15 protein-coding genes are annotated in these 17,776 nt (G+C 70.2%); 5 read left to right on the top strand and 10 right to left on the bottom strand.

Features of this window, described 5'->3' with window-relative positions:
• Window position 1: 1 nt before the first annotated feature.
• From KV397_RS12155 to KV397_RS12115, 9 genes are read right to left on the bottom strand one after another with little or no spacing between them, the layout of a single operon-like run.
• Window positions 2–1,093: a C45 family autoproteolytic acyltransferase/hydolase gene (locus KV397_RS12155; RefSeq protein ID WP_261811373.1), complete on the bottom strand. Its 1,092-nt coding sequence runs from the start codon at window positions 1,091–1,093 to the stop codon at window positions 2–4.
• Window positions 1,090–1,767: an FMN-binding negative transcriptional regulator gene (locus tag KV397_RS12150; protein ID WP_131494458.1), complete on the bottom strand. Its 678-nt coding sequence runs from the start codon at window positions 1,765–1,767 to the stop codon at window positions 1,090–1,092. The genes KV397_RS12155 and KV397_RS12150 overlap by 4 nt, the downstream gene beginning before the upstream one ends.
• Window positions 1,737–2,756: a P1 family peptidase gene (locus KV397_RS12145; protein WP_240740585.1), complete on the bottom strand. Its 1,020-nt coding sequence runs from the start codon at window positions 2,754–2,756 to the stop codon at window positions 1,737–1,739. The genes KV397_RS12150 and KV397_RS12145 overlap by 31 nt, the downstream gene beginning before the upstream one ends.
• Window positions 2,753–3,523 (bottom strand): ATP-binding cassette domain-containing protein, encoded by a 771-nt coding sequence (locus KV397_RS12140; protein ID WP_261811372.1) that lies wholly within the window; start codon window positions 3,521–3,523, stop codon window positions 2,753–2,755. The genes KV397_RS12145 and KV397_RS12140 overlap by 4 nt, the downstream gene beginning before the upstream one ends.
• On the bottom strand, window positions 3,520–4,515 hold the full coding sequence (locus KV397_RS12135; protein ID WP_081996984.1) for an ABC transporter ATP-binding protein: 996 nt from the start codon (window positions 4,513–4,515) through the stop codon (window positions 3,520–3,522). Before KV397_RS12135 ends, KV397_RS12140 begins: the two co-directional genes overlap by 4 nt.
• Window positions 4,512–5,396, bottom strand: a complete 885-nt coding sequence (locus tag KV397_RS12130) for an ABC transporter permease (protein WP_052193482.1) — start codon at window positions 5,394–5,396, stop codon at window positions 4,512–4,514. Before KV397_RS12130 ends, KV397_RS12135 begins: the two co-directional genes overlap by 4 nt.
• Window positions 5,393–6,358 carry an ABC transporter permease gene (locus KV397_RS12125; protein ID WP_131494453.1) on the bottom strand — a complete coding sequence of 322 codons (966 nt, stop codon included), beginning with the start codon at window positions 6,356–6,358 and terminating at the stop codon, window positions 5,393–5,395. Before KV397_RS12125 ends, KV397_RS12130 begins: the two co-directional genes overlap by 4 nt.
• Before the next feature lies 1 nt (window position 6,359).
• Entirely contained in the window at window positions 6,360–7,970 is a 1,611-nt protein-coding gene (locus KV397_RS12120) for an ABC transporter substrate-binding protein (RefSeq protein WP_131494452.1), read from the bottom strand.
• Window positions 7,971–8,007: 37 nt separating this feature from the next.
• Window positions 8,008–10,035 (bottom strand): primary-amine oxidase, encoded by a 2,028-nt coding sequence (locus tag KV397_RS12115; protein WP_261811371.1) that lies wholly within the window; start codon window positions 10,033–10,035, stop codon window positions 8,008–8,010.
• A 141-nt stretch (window positions 10,036–10,176) separates the two neighbouring features.
• Here KV397_RS12115 and KV397_RS12110 point away from each other — a divergent pair, with 141 nt between their 5' ends.
• Window positions 10,177–11,196, top strand: a complete 1,020-nt coding sequence (locus tag KV397_RS12110; protein ID WP_165875511.1) for a LacI family DNA-binding transcriptional regulator — start codon at window positions 10,177–10,179, stop codon at window positions 11,194–11,196.
• The gene (locus tag KV397_RS12105; protein WP_261811370.1) at window positions 11,193–12,344 is read left to right on the top strand and encodes a CaiB/BaiF CoA transferase family protein; all 1,152 of its coding nucleotides are present in this window, start codon (window positions 11,193–11,195) and stop codon (window positions 12,342–12,344) included. The genes KV397_RS12110 and KV397_RS12105 overlap by 4 nt, the downstream gene beginning before the upstream one ends.
• On the opposite strand, the gene KV397_RS12100 is transcribed toward KV397_RS12105, so the two are convergent.
• A complete protein-coding gene (locus KV397_RS12100) occupies window positions 12,341–13,678 on the bottom strand; it encodes a PucR family transcriptional regulator (protein ID WP_261811369.1) in 1,338 nt (445 codons plus the stop codon). The two genes, KV397_RS12105 and KV397_RS12100, sit on opposite strands and share 4 nt — an antisense overlap.
• An 89-nt stretch (window positions 13,679–13,767) precedes the next feature.
• Here KV397_RS12100 and KV397_RS12095 point away from each other — a divergent pair, with 89 nt between their 5' ends.
• The 3 genes from KV397_RS12095 to KV397_RS12085 are packed head-to-tail and all read left to right on the top strand — an operon-like array spanning window position 13,768 to window position 17,719.
• Entirely contained in the window at window positions 13,768–15,093 is a 1,326-nt protein-coding gene (locus tag KV397_RS12095) for an aminotransferase class III-fold pyridoxal phosphate-dependent enzyme (RefSeq protein ID WP_261811368.1), read from the top strand.
• Window positions 15,090–16,268: an acyl-CoA dehydrogenase family protein gene (locus KV397_RS12090; protein ID WP_261811367.1), complete on the top strand. Its 1,179-nt coding sequence runs from the start codon at window positions 15,090–15,092 to the stop codon at window positions 16,266–16,268. The genes KV397_RS12095 and KV397_RS12090 overlap by 4 nt, the downstream gene beginning before the upstream one ends.
• On the top strand, window positions 16,265–17,719 hold the full coding sequence (locus KV397_RS12085; protein WP_261811366.1) for an aldehyde dehydrogenase family protein: 1,455 nt from the start codon (window positions 16,265–16,267) through the stop codon (window positions 17,717–17,719). Before KV397_RS12090 ends, KV397_RS12085 begins: the two co-directional genes overlap by 4 nt.
• Window positions 17,720–17,776 lie beyond the last annotated feature (57 nt).

Genomic DNA, 17,776 nt, shown 5'->3' with positions numbered 1-17,776 from the left:
GTCAGCGGGGCACGCGCTCGTCGAGCACACCGACGCGCCGCCACGGGGCCGTGGCGACCTCGGACGGCGGTGCTGCGGCGAATGCGATCGCTCCGTGCGCGACATCGAGCGCCACGGTGAGCTTCGTCTCCCAGCGCAGGTGCTCCGGCTCCTCCGGCCGTGCGCGGACCGAGATCGGGGCGTCCGGGATCGCACCGAAGGCGACCGCCCGCTCACGGTCGTCGACGATGCGGGCGAGGTCGGCCGCGTCGGTCAGACAGCGGTACCGGGGCACGCTCGTCGTCTCGTAGGGGGAGTACTCGCCTGCGGCGAGCGTCTCGTCGAGGAAGTGGTTCGTGTGTGCCAGGGCCTTTCCGCGCGGGGCGGGGAGCACGGCGACTCCCGCGGGTGAGACCTCGACGGCGGCGGCCTCGGGGGTCACGCCATCGAACGAGACCACCGTCAGGACGCTGGACGCGGCGAGGGGCACGGACTCGGCGATCGCGACCGCGCCGGCCACGTCGTGCGCCCCGTCGAGCATCATCCGTGCCAGCACGTGCACCGGCACACCCGCCTGCGACCCGTCGCTGCGATGGTGGAGGATGTTGAAGTGCACGCCGAGACCGCGGTTGTTGACACCGATCTTGGCCGGCTGTCCGAACTCGGAGAACGTCACGACGTGGGCTCCGGATGCCGCGCGCAGCCGCCGGACGACCGTCTCGTTCGAGAGCGTCTCATGCCAGTCCCACGTCTGCAGTGTGCGTGGAGGATTCGCGTCGTCGGGCACGTAGACGATCGTGGAGCATTCCATCGACGGCGTCATCCGGGCAAGGATCTCGGTGCGGGCGGTGAGCAGATGCACGTCGGTGAGCGCCAGCCCACTGCCTTCCGCGACACCACGGAACTCGTCCGCGACCTCGGGCGCGAAGGACTCGACCATGCCCCGGCACTCGTCGGCGATGCTCCTGGCCTGCTCCGCGGAGACCCCGGACTGCTGGAACAGCCGGAGGTACGAGTCGCGCGCCGCGCGCAGCTGCGGTGCCCAGTGCTGGCCGAAGCGGTGGCCCTCTTCGCGCTGGTCGGCGGTTTCGGATGTCCACTCGTGGATGATCATGCTTCTCCTCCGATGCGCTCGACGAGTTCGGCGACGTCTCCGTAGGGGCAGCCTCGGGCGCGTGAGGCGGCGGCCACACGTCGTCTGACCTCGAGCGGCTTGTCCTGGCTGACCTTGAACACCGCGCGCTGCTCGATGATCTCGAAGCGGAACGAGACGATGCCGCCGACGATGCGCTGGAACGTGGGGAGCGAGCTCGTCATGTCCCAGCGCGTGGGCTCCAGACCTTCCAGCTCCTCGACGGTCCGCGTGACGACGTGCATGCCGTCTGCGGAGTCCTCCAGCACGGTCACCCGTGCCGTCAGGTGCACCGCCGCATAGTCCCAGGTCGGGACGTTCGGGTCATCCGCGTACGTCGTGGGCGAGACGTAGTCGTGCGGGCCGGAGAACACCAGGAGCACGGCGTCGCCATCGGAGATGTGCTGCCACTGCGGGTTCTTGCGGGCGACGTGTCCGAGGAGCTCGCCTCCGACGAAGCCTCCGTCATCGGCCAGGCGCTCGATGATGACCGGCGTGTGGGTGACGGTCGGAGCACCGGACTCGCCGCCGCCGTTGGACACGATGAGCGCGAACGGATGTCGCCGGACGAGCTCGTTCACCTCGTGCTGCGACGGGGCGAGGTACTTCTCGAACTCGTACACGGTCAGCCCGCCGCGCAGAGGATCGCGTCCCACGCGGTCTCGCCGGCGAGGGTCGCGACCGCGGTCGAGTTCAGCGAGAGCCGCCCGCGGGAGGACCCGGGGTCGTCGGGCAGCGCGACCTCGTCGGTGGTGAGGGCGAACAGCGTGTCGCCGTCGAGCGGGGTGTGGAACGGCTGGATGCCGCGGTGCATCGAGCTGTGCACCTGGAGTCCGAACTGCTTCAGCTCGACGTCGGACAGCTGCACGTTGGTGACCACGGCCGTGATCGTGGTGTTGCCGGCCATGGAATCCAGAAGCCGTGATTCGCCGATGGCCTCTTCGTAGTCGCGTGCGGGGTGGCGACGTTCTCCGGTCGCGTCGTCGTAGTTGCCGCGGATGATGCGCCCCTCCCGGTCGAGGATCACACCGTAGGGGTTGAGCACCGTCACGACGAGGACCTTCACATCGCCGACCTGGCGGAAGGCGACGCCCTGTCCGGTGAACTCGACACGCGCGGGGTCGACCTTGCCGGACGACGCCGACGCCCCGCCACCGACGCGTCCGACCTCCACGACGCCTTCACGCGCGGCCCGCAGCGCGGCCTTGCCGAGCGCGGCGTCGGGGAACACCGAGTTGTCGCGGACCGAGTAGTCGTAGATGATCGCCCCCGACACCAGCTGGAGCTGGTCGAAGCCGGACCGGTGGTCCACACGCGCGAACAGCTCCTCGGAGACTCCCGCGACGGCGGAGAGCCCGTACACGGACCCGCCGGCGAGGCAGATCGCATGGTTGTAGCCGTAGAGACCGCTCGCACCGACGGCGCCTCCGCGTCGGTCGGTGAAGGTGCGAGCGCCCGCCGGGATCGAGACGACCGTCGCGCCGGTCGGTCCCTCCGCGTACTCGGCGGTCCCGAGGAGGACCCCGGGGAAGTCGTACTCGACCAGACCGCGGTCGGTGCTGTGGACGGGGGAGAGGGCGAAATCGTCGTTGGAGAGGCGCGGCCCGGCGGAAAGGACGGGGGCGAGGCGGTGGGTGTCGGTCACGATGAGAGCTCCTGGAAAAGTTGACGCGAATAGGGATGGCTGGGCAGGTCGTAGAACACGTCGGTCGGCGCGTGCTCGACGATCTCGCCGGCGCGCATCACCGCCACGTGGTGGGAGATGTAGCGGACGGCGGCGAGGTCGTGAGAGATGAACAGGGCGGCGAAGCCGTGCTCGGCCTGCAGATCCTGGATGAGGTTCAGGATCTGCGCCTGCACGGAGACGTCGAGCGCGCTGACCGCTTCGTCGAAGACGATGAACGCCGGACGGGTGACGAGGGCACGGGCCACGCTCACACGCTGCAGCTGACCACCGGAGAGCTGATGCGGTCGGCGGGCGGCGAAGGAGGCGGGGAGCCCGACCTGTTCGAGCATCGCGATGGCACGGTGCTCGACCGCGGGGGTGCGCCGCTCGTGCACGAGGAGCGGTTCGAGGACCGAGGACAGGACGGTGGAACGTGGATCGAGCGCCCAGCGAGGGTGCTGGAGGACCGCTTGCATGCGACCGGCGCGGGAGCGCAGACTGCGGGCGAGCGGCGCGCCTTGGAACCGCACGGTGCCGGTGTCGGGGCGCTGCAGGCCCAGGACCACCGAGCCCGTCGTCGTCTTGCCCGAACCGGATTCGCCGACGAGGCCGAGTGTCTCTCCGGGGGCGACCGAGAACGACACGTGTGCCATCGCCGTGACCGTGCGCCGACTCGCACCGATACCGGAGGAGAAGGCGAGGCTGACGTCGTCGAGCTCGATCGCGGGTGCGGTCGCGCCGCTCATACGATCACCCCTTCGTCCGGCACCAGGCCGGCTCGGCGGTCCGCTTCACCGAGTTCGGCGGCGCGGATGCACAGGCTGTGCCGTGGGGGCACGGGATCGGGGCGGACCACCTCGCACGCGTCGATCCGGTGAGCGCAGCGCGCGGCGAAGGCACATCCCTCGGCCTCGCCATGCAGGACCGGCGGGGAGCCCGGGATGCTGGACAGGCGCTCGCCGCGTCGTGCCCGGGAGGGATCGGTGGCGGCGAGAGCGCGGGCGTAGGGGTGGACGGGACGCCCGAGCACGGCGGCGGCGGGACCGCGCTCCACGACGCGTCCGGCGTACATCACGGCCACCTCGTCGCACCAGCGCGCGACGGCGGGCAGATCGTGGCTGAGCCAGAGGATCGTCGTCTTCTGCTCCCGTGCCTGGGTGAACAGCAGCCGGATGACCTCTTCGCGGACCTGGCTGTCGAGCGCCGCGGTCGGCTCGTCGGCGATGAGCAGTTTCGGCCGGCGACACATCGCCATCGCGATCGCCACGCGCTGCGCCATGCCACCGGAGATCTGGTGCGGGAACAGTCTCACCACCCGCGCGGGGTCGCTGATCCTCATCGACTCCAGCAGCGCGAGCTGCCGGGGCAGGCCGTCGTCGTCGCCGATGGCCCGCAGCACGAGCCTCAGCTGCGCACCGATCCGCATCGTCGGGTCGAGGGACCCGATCGGATCCTGGGCGATGTAGGCGAGCGTGTCGCGGCGGTAGGCGCGCAGCGCATCGTGGTCGAGGCTCCGCACGTCGATGCCGTCGACCTCGAGCTCTCCGCGCACGATCTGTGCGGACTTCGGCTGGAGCCGTCCGATCACGGCGGCGAGGGTGGACTTGCCCGACCCGGACTCGCCGACGATCGCCATCGAACTCCCGGCGGCGACGTCGAGGTCGACGCCGTCCAGCGCGCGGACGGTGGTGGTCCCGGTGAAGTCCAGGGCCAGGTCGCTGATGCGTACGGCGGTCATCGGAGGGACCTCGTCTCTCGCGGTTCGAATCGGTCCCGGAGTCCGTCGCCGATGATGTTGATGCACAGGATCGAGATCACCAGCACGATGCCGGGGATGATGAGGAGTTGCGGCGCCTGTGTCATGTAGAGCATCCCCTGCTGGATGAGCAGTCCGAGAGAAGCCTCCGGTACCTGCACGCCGAAGCCGAGGAAACTCAGCCCGCCCTCGACGAGGATCGCGACGGACAGGGCATAGCTCGCCTGCACGGCGATGGTGCCCGCGATGTTCGGCAGCAGCCGCCGGGCGAAGATCACGGGGGTCCTCACGCCGCTGATGCGCGCCGACACGATGAAGTCGCGGTCGGCGACTCCTCTCGTCGCGATGCGGACGACGCGGGTCATGAGAGGGATCGTGATCACGACGATGCTGATGATCGCGGCGGGCCGACCGGGGCCGATGAGCGCGGACACGAGGATCGCGAGCACGAGCGCGGGGAAGGCGTACAGGACGTCCGCGACGCGCATGACCGCTTCGTTGACGGCGCCTCCGTAATATCCTGCGAGCATTCCGAGGATCGTGCTCACCACCGCGGAGCAGAGGACCGCGATGAGGGAGACCACGAGTGTCGTCGCGGTTCCCTGGAAGAGCCGAGGCAACAGCGAGCGGCCAAGGTTGTCGGTGCCGAGCGGAGCGATCGCGGAGGGGCCCTCGAGGCGCCCGGCGACCGTCGCATCGGTGGAACCGGTCAGGCCGGAGAGAACCGCGATCACGGTGGCGACGACGATCACCCCCAGCACGATCACGGCCGTGCGCAGGACGGCATCGCTGCGTCGCCACGCGCCTCGGGATGACTGTCCGGCCGCGCGGATGCGATGGGCGGCTGTGGGTGCGATGGTCATCGGCGGCTCCCTCCGGTCAGGCGCAGGCGCGGATCCAGCGCGTTGGCGATCAAGTCGACGATGAGGCTCGCGGCGATGAAGACGACCGCGGCGAGGAGCACGGCGCTCTGCACGATCGCGTAGTCGCGTCGACCGAGGGCAGTCTGCAGATACGAGCCCATGCCGGGGATGTCGAAGACGAACTCGACGATCACCGTGCCTCCGAGCAGGACGGCGACCAGTGCCCCCACGATCGTGAGGATGGGAGCCGCCGCGTTGCGCAGCACGTGGTGCCGCACGATGAATCCGGGTGTCTCCCCGCGTGCGACGGCTGCCTGCACGTGCGGCTCGACGAGGACGTTCATGACGGCATCCCTCGTGTTCCGGGCGACCACGGCCACGCAGCCGACGGACAGAACCGTGACCGGGAGCACCAGCGATCCGAAGAAGCGTGCCGGATCGACGGCGAAGGGGGCGAAGCGTCCGAGCGACACCCCGAGACCCAGGGTCGACACGGCGAAGACCACGAGTCCCGCGAGGAGGAACTCGGGGATGCTGATGCCGAGCGCGCTGACGATACGACCCGCCGCGCCGGCCGAACCCTCCGAGCGGAGCGCGGCGATGAACCCGAGCGGGATGCCGACCAGGAGGGTCACGATGATCGTCAGCAACGCGATCGTCGCCGTGACCGGGAGTCTCGCACCGAACTCCTCCGACACCGAGACGTTGGACACGAAGGAATACCCCAGGTCGCCGGTGAAGACGCCGAAGAGCCAGTGGAAGTACTGGGCGACGACCGGATCGTCGAGCCCGGATGCGGCCACCGCCTGGGCCCGCTGCGCCTCGGTGGCGAGCGGACCCAGGACGAGGTCGATGTAGTCGCCGGGCATGAGGCGCACGGAGGCGAAGATCAGCACCGAGACGACGAGCAGCGTCAGCAGCGCGGCGCCGATGCGCCGGAGCGACCACAGAGCGACGGCCATGTCAGTTGGCGCGGAACTCGGTGAGGTAGCGCAGGAAGTTGCCGTAGCCCTCGTCGCTGCTGAGCGTCGGGGACAACGACGCCGTGTTCCAGCCGATGGTGGAGGGGCGCAGCACCAGGGGCACCATCTCGCTCTGCTCGTCGGCGAGTGTGCAGAGGTCCTGGAAGACCGCGGCCCGCTCCTCACCCGGCGCGGTGGTGTACCCGTCCTCGATGAGGGCGTCGAGCTCGTCGCTCCCCTTCATGAAGACCGCGGAGAATCCGGCGACCTCGGGGTTCCACCACGTCGTGACCATGGCGGGATCGGCGTACCCGGCGAACCAGCTCAGCGCGAGGTCGAAGTCCGCGGGGCTGCCGTAGACCTTGGCGGAGTACGTGGCGAAGTCGACCTGCTGGATCTCGACCTTGACGCCGATCTCCGCCAGATTCTGCTGCATCACCTGAGCGATCTGTGCGAGCACCGGCTCGTCGGTGTAGACGAAGAGGTCGAGCTCGAGTCCGCCGACCTCGTCGATCACGGACTTGGCCGCGGCGACGTCCCGGGCCGCGGAAGGCAGATCCTCCGCGCGGCAGGCATCGGGCAGGACGGCGGGGGTGATGCCGGTGGAGGCGGTCGACCCCCCGAACGCGAGCTCGTTGATCGCGTCACGGTCGATGGCGGAGTTGATCGCGAAGCGCACGTCCTCATCCTGCAGCGCCTCGTCGCCGGTGAGGGAGTTGATCATCAGGTAGTGGAAGTCGGTGTTCCGCTGTCCCACCACGGTCACGTCCGCCGCGTTGGCGAGGAGTTCCGCGGAGTCGATCGAGTTCAGCACCGCGAAGTCGGCGGATCCGTCGCGCAGCGCCGCTGCCCGCGTCGCCTCGTCGCCGACGATGTCGACCGTGAGGGTGGAGAAGCCGAGGGCATCGGCATCCGGGTGGTGGACGTTCGGCTCGAACGTCCACTCCTCGTCCTGACGGTGAGCGGTCGCGACGAGCGGGCCCGTGCCGAGCATCTCCGTGGTGATGTCGACCTCGCCGGACTCGATCTCCGCCATCGGCAGGATCGCGGCGGGGGTGTTCGCGAGAGCCGCGAGGAAGGGCGCATAGGGGCTGGACAGCGTGACCGTGACCTCGAGGTCTCCGGTCTCCTCGATCGAGGCAACCGGGCCGAGCTGTCCGGTCCAGGTGGTGGGGATGTCGATCAGCCGCTGGAGGCTGCCGACGACATCGGCGGCGGTCATCGGGCGTCCGTTCGAGAACACGGCGTCATCGGCGAGGGTGAAGACGTACTCGGTGTCGCTCGGAGTCTCCCAGGATGTGGCGAGCTTCGGCGCCACGTCGAGGTTCTCATCGATCGTCGTGAGCGTCTCGTAGGAGAGCCCTTCGAGCATCCAGGAGCGGGCGGTGGCGGCCCCCTGCGGGTCGAGGCCGCTCGCCTCCGCGGTGTCGTAGTCGACCTGGACGACGAGGTCGCCGCCCCCGTCGAACGCCTCATCGGCGACGGCGAGGAAGCCGGGTGCGGCTTCGTCCTGAGTGGGTTCGGTTTCGGGTGAGGCGCCGGCGGCGCACCCGGTGAGGGCGAGGAGGGCGACGGTGGCGACGGCCACCCCCGCACGAGCTGCTTTGTGCATGTCGGTGTTTCCCTTCGGGATGTCGGGCGACGGCCGGTCAGGCGTCGGACGACGACGGGCGGACAGAGAGGTGATGCAGGTGGTGCTCGGTTCGGGCTGCGCCGGCGTCCTCGTGAGCGCAGGCGCAGGCGGTGGGGGAGGCCGGAACGTCGAGGGTCGGGTTCCGGTCGAAGAAGTCGTGGGGTTTCAGCGTGAAGCCGCAGCTGTCGACCGGCATGATGGGCCAGTCCTCCGTGCGCGGGAAGTGCGTGAGGCCGAACGTGTGCCACAGCACCAGGTCTGCGCCGTCCAGCGAGGCGTCCTCGGCGACGAAGGCCGGCAGCCCCTGCTCCGGTGCGCTCTGGTTGACCACGTCACCGGCGGGATAGCGCTCCTCGGGGTCGTACGCGGTGACCCACAGATCGGCGGTCGCGAAGCGGGCGCGCGAGGCGATCACGGATTCGGGGCGTGCGAGGAGGACGGGCTTCCCCTCCGGTGTCAGGACGTAGGAGGTGGGACGACCGAGCCGGTTCGTGGCCGTCGCGCTGCTCACCCGCCATGTGCGGTCGACCGACGCGTCGGCTCGGCGCCGCCCCTCGAGCTCGCTGCGAAGCCGGGTCCGGGTGAAGCCGATCGCGCTGCCGTGCAGATTGTCGTCGGAGATCGGGAGTGACCGCACGTCGACTTCGTCGATGACGGCAGGCCCGTCGTCGACCGCCATGTCCAGCCGCGCGCAGAACAGATGCTGGTGGTACGGCGCCGCGAGCCCCGGGGCCAGCTCGCTCGCAAAGCGGCCGGTGCGCTCGTCATAGGCGGCGGTGAACACGAGTCCGGTGGCCTTGGCCTCGAACTCGATCTTGCCGTCCAGGTAGAGGTACCAGTAGAAGCCGTAGTCGTAGTTGCCCACCGTGACGAAGAACGAGATCACGAGTCGGCGCTGGCGGCGGACGTCGCTCGATCCCGTGAACTGCTCGGTGTGCTTCCACAGCACCCCGGCGTCCTCCTCGTGGACGCAGATCACGTTCGGGAGCACCTTCACGTTGCCGCGGGCGTCGGCGATCGGGACGTCGAGGTAGGTGATGTCGCCGACGCAGTCGCAGCCGAGTTCCAGCGAGTTCGCGAGTCTGCCGAGGAGATACTCACCGGTGTCGAAGTAGTTCTGCCAGAAGCGCACGGGCCCCGGGTCGCCGTAGGGCACCAGCATCTCGGCGATCGAGGCGCGGTGCACGATGGGGCGGACCCGGCCCTCGTCCTCGAACCCGATGCCGTGCAGGATGAGTCCTTCGCGCATGTCGTAGCCGATGCGCAACGACCACTTCTCCCAGGTGATCACGTCTCCCTCGAAGGCGAAGCTCGGTCCTTCGGGCTGGGTGATGACGATGGGCTTCTGCGTGGTCCGCTCCGGGCCGAAGGTGCCGGGCACGTGATAGTCCGCGGTCTCTTGCGGAATCGGCATCGCGCCCACGTCGATGACATCGACCACGGTGCGCGCGGCGACGTCGACGTATGCCACCAGTCCGTCGATCGGATGTGCCCAGGGCATGGTCTGCGGAGTGGGCTGATGGTGTCCGAGCACCCGTGCGAGTCGGCGCCCGCTCTCGCCCTCGATCGGGAAGCGCCCGGCTGACAGCCCGGCCAGAGCGACCGTGCTCGGGTCGTCGATGCCCCGGGCGGCGAGTGCTTCGGCCCAGCGCTCGTCGGCGCCGATCAACTCGCGGATGATCGCGTGCTCCTCCTGGAGCAGGGGGACCTGGCCGTCCTGCTCCGGGTCGATGTCGACGTCCGCGACGATCTCGCCGGTGCCGATGTCGACCGAGAGGGCACGAGCGCGTCCGGTGTCGGTCTCGAGCAGCTGGACACGGGCGCGGCGGGGGACGGGGCGCCCGGCGGCGACCTCGGTGCGGTCCGGCTCATCGAGTCCGACGTAGGCGATCCGCTGCGCCTCACCCAGTGCGCCGTGGGCACGCAGCGTCTCGGAGACCCGCTGCAGCTCGTCCGCGGAGAGTGTCGCGTACGGCGCGCCGGATTCGTCTCCGAGCGGGCGCGAACGCTGGACGTGGTCGGACGGGGAACAGCTGCAGTTCATGGAGTCTCCATCGGATGTGAGTTCGGGAACGTCTGCGTGCCGGAACGTTCCGGCAAAAGTATGCGATGAATGTGTTTCAGCGCAAGACCTGATGTGTTTCGAGTGGATTACGACGTGCTCCGTGTGGTTAGACTCGGCCGCATGCAAGAGCCACGACGGGTCAGATTGATCGACGTCGCACGGCGCGCGGGGGTCGGGAAGACCACGGCGTCCGATGCGCTGAGCGGCGTCGGGCGCGTCTCGCAGCCCACCAGGGAGGCCGTCCTGGCCGCGGCGGCGGAGCTCGGCTACTCGGTGAACACCGCGGCCCGGCATCTGCGCGGCGGCAGCATCGGCACGATCGGCATCGTGCTTCCTGAGGTCGTGTCGCGGTCGGCGTACTACATGGCTTTCACGTTCGGTATCGTCACCAGCGCGGCCGCGCACGACATCGACGTGACGATCGTGAGCCCGTCGGTCTCGTCGGGCCGCTCACGTCCGATCCGCGCCGACGGACTCATCATCGGCGACCCGCTCTCCGGTGACCCCGGGCTGCCGGCGCTGATGGCGTCGGGGATCCCCGTCGTCACCCAGGAGCACCTTCCGGACGACGTCGACGGCGCGCCGGCGGGTGTCGTGTGGTCCTCGCATGAGGCGGGCATGCTCCGGCTCCTCGACGAGATCGATGTCACCGGCGCCCGGCACCCCGTGCTGCTGGTCGCGCCCGACGCCACCGACTGGTCGCGCCAGCTGGTCTCCGGCTATCGGAAGGGGTGTGCGACACGCGGATTCGATCCGGTCATCGCCCCCGTCTCCTTCGAAGCATCGTGGCCCGACGTCAGGGTGGCGACGGAGCGGGTCCTCCAGGCGCATCCGGACACGGACGTGATCATCTGCGGTCCGGACTCCAGTGCGATCGAGGTCGCCGCCGTTCTCGGGCGACAGGGGCGGACGGTCGGTCAGGACATCACGGTGGTCTCGTGCGTGGACCATCCCTCGCTGCCCTTCCTGACCCCTTCGATCACGTCGATCGATCTGCGGCCTCGAGACTCCGGGGTCGCCTGCGCCGAGCTGCTCATCGACCTGATCGAGGGGCGTGCCGCGCCGGGCACGGACGTCGAGTTCCCGATCTCCGTCGTCGCGCGGGACTCCACCGCCCACCCGCTGCGGGTGCACGCATGACCGCACCGCTCGACGGCATCGTGGTCGCCGATTTCTCCCGTGTGCTCGCCGGGCCCCTGGCGACGATGACGTTGGCCGACCTCGGGGCGCGCGTGGTCAAGATCGAGCGCCCGGGCACGGGAGACGACACCCGGGCATGGGGGCCGCCGTACGCGGAGTCCGGCATGACGACGTACTTCGAGTCCGCCAACCGGGGCAAGGAGTCGGTCACGCTCGACCTCACCGACGCCGGAGATCGCGACAGAGCGCTCGAACTCATCGCCCGCAGCGACATCGTGATCGAGAACTTCCGGCCGGGACTGTTCGCCGCACTGGGATTCGATGAGGAGAAGCTCGCGGCGGCCCATCCGCGTCTCATCTCGGTGTCGGTCAGCGGCTTTGGTCTCGGCGCAGGGGCATCGCTTCCCGGCTACGACTTCGTCGCGCAGGCGGTGGGCGGTCTCATGCACATCACGGGTGAGACCGACGGCGAGGCCATGAAGGCGGGGGTCGCGCTCGTCGACGTGCTCACCGGCAAGGACGCGGTGATCGGCATCCTCGCCGCGCTGCGTCGACGCGAACTGACCGGGCACGGATCGAGGATCGAGGTGAACCTGCTCTCGAGTCTCCAGGCGGCCCTGGTGAACCAGATGTCCGCGCACCTCGGAGCGGGCGCGGAGCCGGGGCGGCTCGGAAACCGACATCCGTCGATCGCCCCCTACGAGTCGCTGCGTTGCGCCGATGCGCCGATCGCGGTCGCCTGCGGCAACGATGCCCAGTTCGCGAAGATGGTCACCGCGCTCGGTCGGCCGGAGCTCATCGACGACGAGCGCTTCCGTCGCAACCCGGACCGTGTCGCGAACCGCGAGGATCTCGTCGTGGAGTTGGAGGGCGCGCTGGTCACGGATACGGCTGCGGCCTGGGCGGAGCGGCTGAACGAGATCGGCGTCGCCGCGGGGGTCGTGAACTCCGTGGGCGAGGGCGTCGAACTCGCCACGCGTCTGGGCCTCGACCCGGTCCGGGAGCTGATCGGGGAGGACGGCCGGCGTTCGCGCCAGATCCGGTCACCGCTCACCTGGAAGCCGGAGATCCCCGTGTCGGTGGCGCCTCCGCCCCGGCTGGGCGAACACGACGCCCGCGTGCGGGCCTGGCTCGACGGCCGCGACTAGACGGATCGATCCCGGATCGCCAACCACAGTTCGGCGGCGACGTCGGGATCGTCCAGCGTGACGCCGAGCAGGCTCTCTGCGGCGGCGATGCGGGGGCGGACGGTGTTGCGATGCACCCCGAGCTCCCGGGCGGTGCGCTCCGCCTGGTGGCGATGCCGGAGATACGACGTCACGGTGCGCAACAGCATCGGGTCCGTCGCCACGAGCAGGTCCGCCCACCCTGCGGCGCGCGACTCCGGTTCGATCACGAGAGCGGTGTCCGGCGCGCGACGGTGCAGGGCCAGCGCGCGAGCGGCCGCGGCGGGGACGTCGTCGAGGGTGACCGGAGCGCTGAGCACTCCGGACCCGGCGGAGGGGTGCTCATCGGGGTCGAGGAGTGCGACGACCACGCCGTCCGACTCGGCCGAGAAGATGCTCGGATCCGGGGCCCCCACGAGGACGCGGAACTCCAACGGCAGGTCGAGGTCGGCGACGGCCGCCAGAGCGCGCGCCGCGGCTGTGTCTCCCCGCAGCGCCAGGGCGGTGAACCACCCTTCGGCTCGTCGGGTGCCGGCCGTCGGCGAGGTGACCAGTCGCAGGAGCGCGCTCGCGGTGAGGGCGAGCTGACGGTCCGCCCGCGCGAGGGGGCGGCCGGCTCCGATGGCGAGGGCCCCGCGCGTGTGCTCGCCGTCCGTGACCGCGTGAGCCACGACCGCGGACCCCTGGGACACGAAGGAGGCGGCCTCGACTCCGGATCGGAGGAGCGATCGCTCGACATCGACCCGCACCGCGGGCAGGAGGCCTTCGAGGGAGGGCGGATGCAGTGTTCCGAGCGACGCCCCCGGTCCGAAGGGGAGCCAGGCCACCCATCCGCCGATCGCCTGCGACATCTGGCGCAGGATCGAGGCGACGGGATCGCGGCCGGCCGCGGCTTGGACCAGTCGCGTGTGCGTGTGGGCGGTGCGCAGCGCCTCATCCTGTCCGCCCCGTCCGGTGATCGACCAGAACGCCCGCGAGACATCGAGGAAGGGCGCGCCGTCCGGGACGGCGAACACCGGGATGCCGAGCGTCCGACATCGGTCGACGAGCGCGGCCGGAGGATCGTCCCAGCCCTCGCCGAGGCCGATCCCGATCGCACCGACGTCCTGCGCATCGAGTCGATCCACATAGGCGTCCATCGGTCGGCTGCGCAGCGGGATGCCCGTGGTGAGCAGCAGCTCTCCGCCGTCCAGGTAGCGGCCGGGATCGTCGAGCTCCGACACGTGCACGCCCGTGATCGTCCGCGCGGCGTCGAACGGCGCGAGCGGGCGCAGCGCGGTGCCCGCCGTGCTGACCAGTTCGCCGAGGGAGACCATGCATCCAGTGTGCGGGATGCACAGTGAGTCTGCCAAGACTGGGCGAAGTGTTCGTCCGCTCGGGCGTCTGAGCTTCTAGCGTCGAGCCCATGACGACTGTTCCTCACCTGCGCACCGAGATCCCCGGACCCCGGTCACGCGAGCTCCATGCCCAGCGCGAAGCCGCCGTCGCCTCCGGCTTCGGCATCACCCTCCCGGTCTTCATCGAGCGAGCCGGCACCTCGACGCTCGAGGACGTCGACGGGAACACCCTCATCGACCTCGCATCCGGCATCGCGGTGACCAGTGTGGGGGCGGCGAACCCGGTCGTGCGCGCCGAGGTCGCCGCGCAACTCGACCGGTTCACGCACACGTGCTTCATGGTGACCGAGTACGAGGGCTTCGTCCGCGTCGCGGAGTGGCTGAACGAGCACACCCCCGGTGACTTCGACAAGCGCACCGCGCTGTTCAGCACCGGCGCCGAAGCCGTGGAGAACGCCGTCAAGATCGCGCGGGCCCACACCGGTCGTCCCGCCGTGCTCGTGATCGATGAGGCGTACCACGGTCGATCGCTCCTGACGATGGCGATGACCGCGAAGGAACACCCGTACAAGACGGGCTTCGGGCCCTTCCCCGAGGCTGTGGTCCGCGCCCCCAACGCGAATCCGCTGCGCGGGCAGGGGGCGGATGCGGCCCTCGCCGAGATCGAGCGGCTCATCGCGGAGCACGGCCCGGAGCACTTCGCCGCCCTGGTCGTCGAACCGATCCAGGGCGAGGGCGGCTTCGTCGTTCCGGCTCCCGGGTTCCTCCCCGGCCTCCGCCGGATCACCGACGCCTACGGGATAGTCCTCGTCGTCGACGAGATCCAGTCCGGACTCGGCCGCACCGGGATGCTGTTCGCGAGCGCGCACGAGGGCGTCGCCGGTGACATCACCCTCACTGCGAAGGCGCTCGGAGGTGGCCTGCCGTTGAGCGCCGTGACGGGGCGTGCGGACATCATGGACGCCGCCCATCCCGGCGGGCTCGGCGGCACCTACGCGGGTAATCCGCTGGCGTGCGCGGCTGCGCTCGCCGTGTTCGAGGTGCTCGACGATCCGGGGCTCCTGCCGGGGGTGACCGGTATCGAGCGCTCGATCCGTCGGCATCTCGAGCCCCTGGTCGACGAACTCGCCGTGGTCGCCGAGGTCCGCGGGCGCGGTGCGATGATGGCCGTCGAGTTCGCGGATCCGGGAACGCTCGCCCCTCGCAGCGACCTCGCCCAGCGGGTCGCTGCGGCATGCCATGCGGCGGGCGTGATCGCCCTCACCTGCGGCACGCACGGCAACGTCATCCGGTTGCTCCCGCCCCTGGTGATCGAAGAGGCTGTCCTGGAGGCCGGCCTGGACATCCTGACCGCATCCATCCGCACGGTCGTCGCCGAGGAGGCCGCCGCATGACCGTTCCCGACCTGCTCGACTTCGACGAGCTCCTCACCGAGGACGAACGGGCCACGCGCGACCGCGTGCGCGCTTTCGTCGACACGCGCATCCGCCCCCACATCGCGGACTGGTACGACCGCGCCGTCTTCCCGACCGAGCTCGTCCCGGAGCTCGCCGAGCTGGGCGTGCTGGGCATGCACCTCGACGGATACGGATGCGGCGGCCGCAGCGCCGTCGAGTACGGGATCGCAGCGATGGAGCTCGAGGCGGGCGACTCCGGTCTGCGCACCTTCGTCTCCGTGCAGGGCTCGCTCGCGATGAGCGCGATCCACAAGCACGGCAGCGAAGAGCAGAAGCAGGAGTGGCTCCCGCGGATGGCGCGGGGAGAGGTCATCGGCTGCTTCGGCCTCACCGAGCCCAACTCCGGATCCGACCCCTCCAGCATGACCACCTTCGCCCGTCGCGACGGAGACGGCTGGGTGCTCAACGGCGCGAAGCGCTGGATCGGGCTCGCCTCCATCGCCCAGGTCGCGATCATCTGGGCGCAGACGGACGAGGGGGTGCGCGGCTTCCTCGTCCCGACGGACACGGCGGGCTTCGTGGCGACGCCCATCGCCCCGAAGCTGTCGATGAGGGCCTCGATCCAGTGCGACATCACGATGACGGATGTGAGGCTGCCCGCCGATGCCCGGTTGCCGGGGGCGCGGGGGCTGCGTGCGCCGTTCTCGTGCCTGAACGAGGCGCGGTACGGCATCGGCTGGGGGGTGATCGGTGCCGCGCGCGACAGCTACGACGCGGCGCTGACATACGCCCGGTCGCGCATCCAGTTCAACCAGCCCATCGCCGCGTTCCAGCTCACCCAGCAGAAGCTGGTCGACATGGCGGTCGAGATCGAGAAGGCGCAGTTGGTCGCCCTGCGACTCGGACGGCTGAAGGACGCCGGGCGACTGGAGCCGCATCAGATCTCGGTCGCGAAGCTCAGCAACACCCGAGCGGCCATCGCGATCGCGCGTGAGGCGAGGACGATCCTCGGCGGCAACGGCATCTCCGGCGACCACTCGCCGCTGCGTCACGCCGCGAACCTCGAGTCCGTCCGTACCTACGAGGGCACCGACGAGGTGCACACGCTCGTGCTCGGGGCGCACATCACCGGATTCTCCGCGTTCCGCAGCACCGACTCCGAAGGAGCATGATGGCCACCACGTACGATCTCCGACACTTCATCGACGGGACCTGGGTCACCGGCGAGGGACCGCTCCTGGTCGATGTCAACCCGAGCCGACCCGGCGACATCGTCGGGCGGGGCCCCGGCGCGTCCGCGGCCGACGTCGACCGTGCCTTCGCCGGTGCACGAGCCGCACTCGACGGATGGCGCCGGACTCCCGCCAGGGCGCGGGCCGCGGTCCTGCTGCGAGCGGCCGACATCATCCACGCGAATCGCGAGGAGTGGGGGCGCGAGCTCGCGCGGGAGGAAGGGAAGACGCTCGTCGAGGCGATCGGCGAGACCGGGCATGCCGCGAACATCCTCCGCTTCCACGCGCAGGAGGTCGAGCGTCAGAGCGGCGGCCTGTTCGAGTCGCCGAGTCCCGGAGAGCGCATCCTCGTCATCCGTCGTCCGGTCGGGGTGATCGGGGCCATCACCCCGTTCAACTTCCCGATCTCGATCCCGGCCTGGAAGCTGGCCCCCGCCCTGGTCTGGGGGAACACGGTGGTCTGGAAGCCGGCGACCTTCGTCCCCCTGCTCGCGATGCGGTTCGCTCAGGCGCTCGAGCAGGCCGGGCTTCCGCAGGGCGTCCTGAACCTCGTGAACGGTGACGCCGGCGTGGGGGAGGCCATCGTGTCGCATCCCGACGTGGATGCCGTCACGTTCACCGGTTCCACGAAGGTCGGCAGGATCATCGCCGCGCAGCTCGCCGCCCGCGGCATCCCGTTCCAGGGGGAGCTCGGTGGGAAGAACGCGGCTCTCGTCCTCGCCGACGCCGACCTCGACGTCGCGGTGGAGCAGGTGGCGGTCGGAGCCTTCCGCGCGGCCGGACAGAAGTGCACCGCGACCTCCCGGGTGATCGTGCACGAGGCTGTGGCGGACGAGTTCCTGCGACGACTCGCGATCCGCACCGAGCGGATGGTCGTGGGCGACGCGCAGGACGAGGGTGTCGAGGTGGGCCCCGTGGTCGATGCCCGAGCGCGCGATCGCGTGGCCGCCGCTCTGGTGCGCGCCCGGACCACGGCGAGAGCGGTCGTCGACGCCGGGCCGTACTCCTCCGGTGAGCTCGCCGAGGGGTACTTCATCCCCCCGTCGATCTTCGAGCTGAACGAGGCGGATCCGGGCGAGCTGTGGACCGAGGAACTCTTCGGCCCGGTCATCGGGGTCCGCCGCGTCTCATCCACCGCGGAAGGCATCGCGCTCGTGAACGACAGCGAGTACGGACTCTCGACCGCCGTGTTCACGACCGGACTGGCCGAAGCGCTCAGCGCGATCGAGGACATCCGCGTCGGGGTGGTGCACGTCAACTCGGCTTCGGCCGGCGCCGACCTGCACGTGCCGTTCGGGGGGAGCGGTGCCAGTGCCCTCGGCCCGAAGGAGCAGGGCGGCGCGGCCCGGGAGTTCTACACCGAGACCGCGACGGTGTACCTGCGCGGCTGACCCCGCCCGCCCGCCTGCCCGCCCCTTTGCCGAGACCCCCGCTGCCCGCCGAGACCC

Origin of the sequence: Microbacterium aurugineum, from assembly GCF_023101205.1 — a bacterium.
Classification (GTDB): domain Bacteria; phylum Actinomycetota; class Actinomycetes; order Actinomycetales; family Microbacteriaceae; genus Microbacterium; species Microbacterium aurugineum.
The sequence above is the reverse complement of the archived record's forward strand: the minus strand, read 5'-3'. Positions and strand labels throughout refer to the sequence as shown.

Excerpts from the sequence above, each read along its gene's own strand:
- KV397_RS12155 (WP_261811373.1), bottom strand. The coding sequence starts at position 1,093 with ATGATCATCCACGAGTGGACATCCGAAACCGCCGACCAGCGCGAAGAG.
- KV397_RS12140 (WP_261811372.1), bottom strand. The coding sequence starts at position 3,523 with ATGAGCGGCGCGACCGCACCCGCGATCGAGCTCGACGACGTCAGCCTC.
- KV397_RS12135 (WP_081996984.1), bottom strand. The coding sequence starts at position 4,515 with ATGACCGCCGTACGCATCAGCGACCTGGCCCTGGACTTCACCGGGACC.
- KV397_RS12130 (WP_052193482.1), bottom strand. The coding sequence starts at position 5,396 with ATGACCATCGCACCCACAGCCGCCCATCGCATCCGCGCGGCCGGACAG.
- KV397_RS12125 (WP_131494453.1), bottom strand. The coding sequence starts at position 6,358 with ATGGCCGTCGCTCTGTGGTCGCTCCGGCGCATCGGCGCCGCGCTGCTG.
- KV397_RS12120 (WP_131494452.1), bottom strand. The coding sequence starts at position 7,970 with ATGCACAAAGCAGCTCGTGCGGGGGTGGCCGTCGCCACCGTCGCCCTC.
- KV397_RS12115 (WP_261811371.1), bottom strand. The coding sequence starts at position 10,035 with ATGAACTGCAGCTGTTCCCCGTCCGACCACGTCCAGCGTTCGCGCCCG.
- KV397_RS12110 (WP_165875511.1), top strand. The coding sequence starts at position 10,177 with ATGCAAGAGCCACGACGGGTCAGATTGATCGACGTCGCACGGCGCGCG.
- KV397_RS12105 (WP_261811370.1), top strand. The coding sequence starts at position 11,193 with ATGACCGCACCGCTCGACGGCATCGTGGTCGCCGATTTCTCCCGTGTG.
- KV397_RS12100 (WP_261811369.1), bottom strand. The coding sequence starts at position 13,678 with ATGGTCTCCCTCGGCGAACTGGTCAGCACGGCGGGCACCGCGCTGCGC.
- KV397_RS12095 (WP_261811368.1), top strand. The coding sequence starts at position 13,768 with ATGACGACTGTTCCTCACCTGCGCACCGAGATCCCCGGACCCCGGTCA.
- KV397_RS12090 (WP_261811367.1), top strand. The coding sequence starts at position 15,090 with ATGACCGTTCCCGACCTGCTCGACTTCGACGAGCTCCTCACCGAGGAC.
- KV397_RS12085 (WP_261811366.1), top strand. The coding sequence starts at position 16,265 with ATGATGGCCACCACGTACGATCTCCGACACTTCATCGACGGGACCTGG.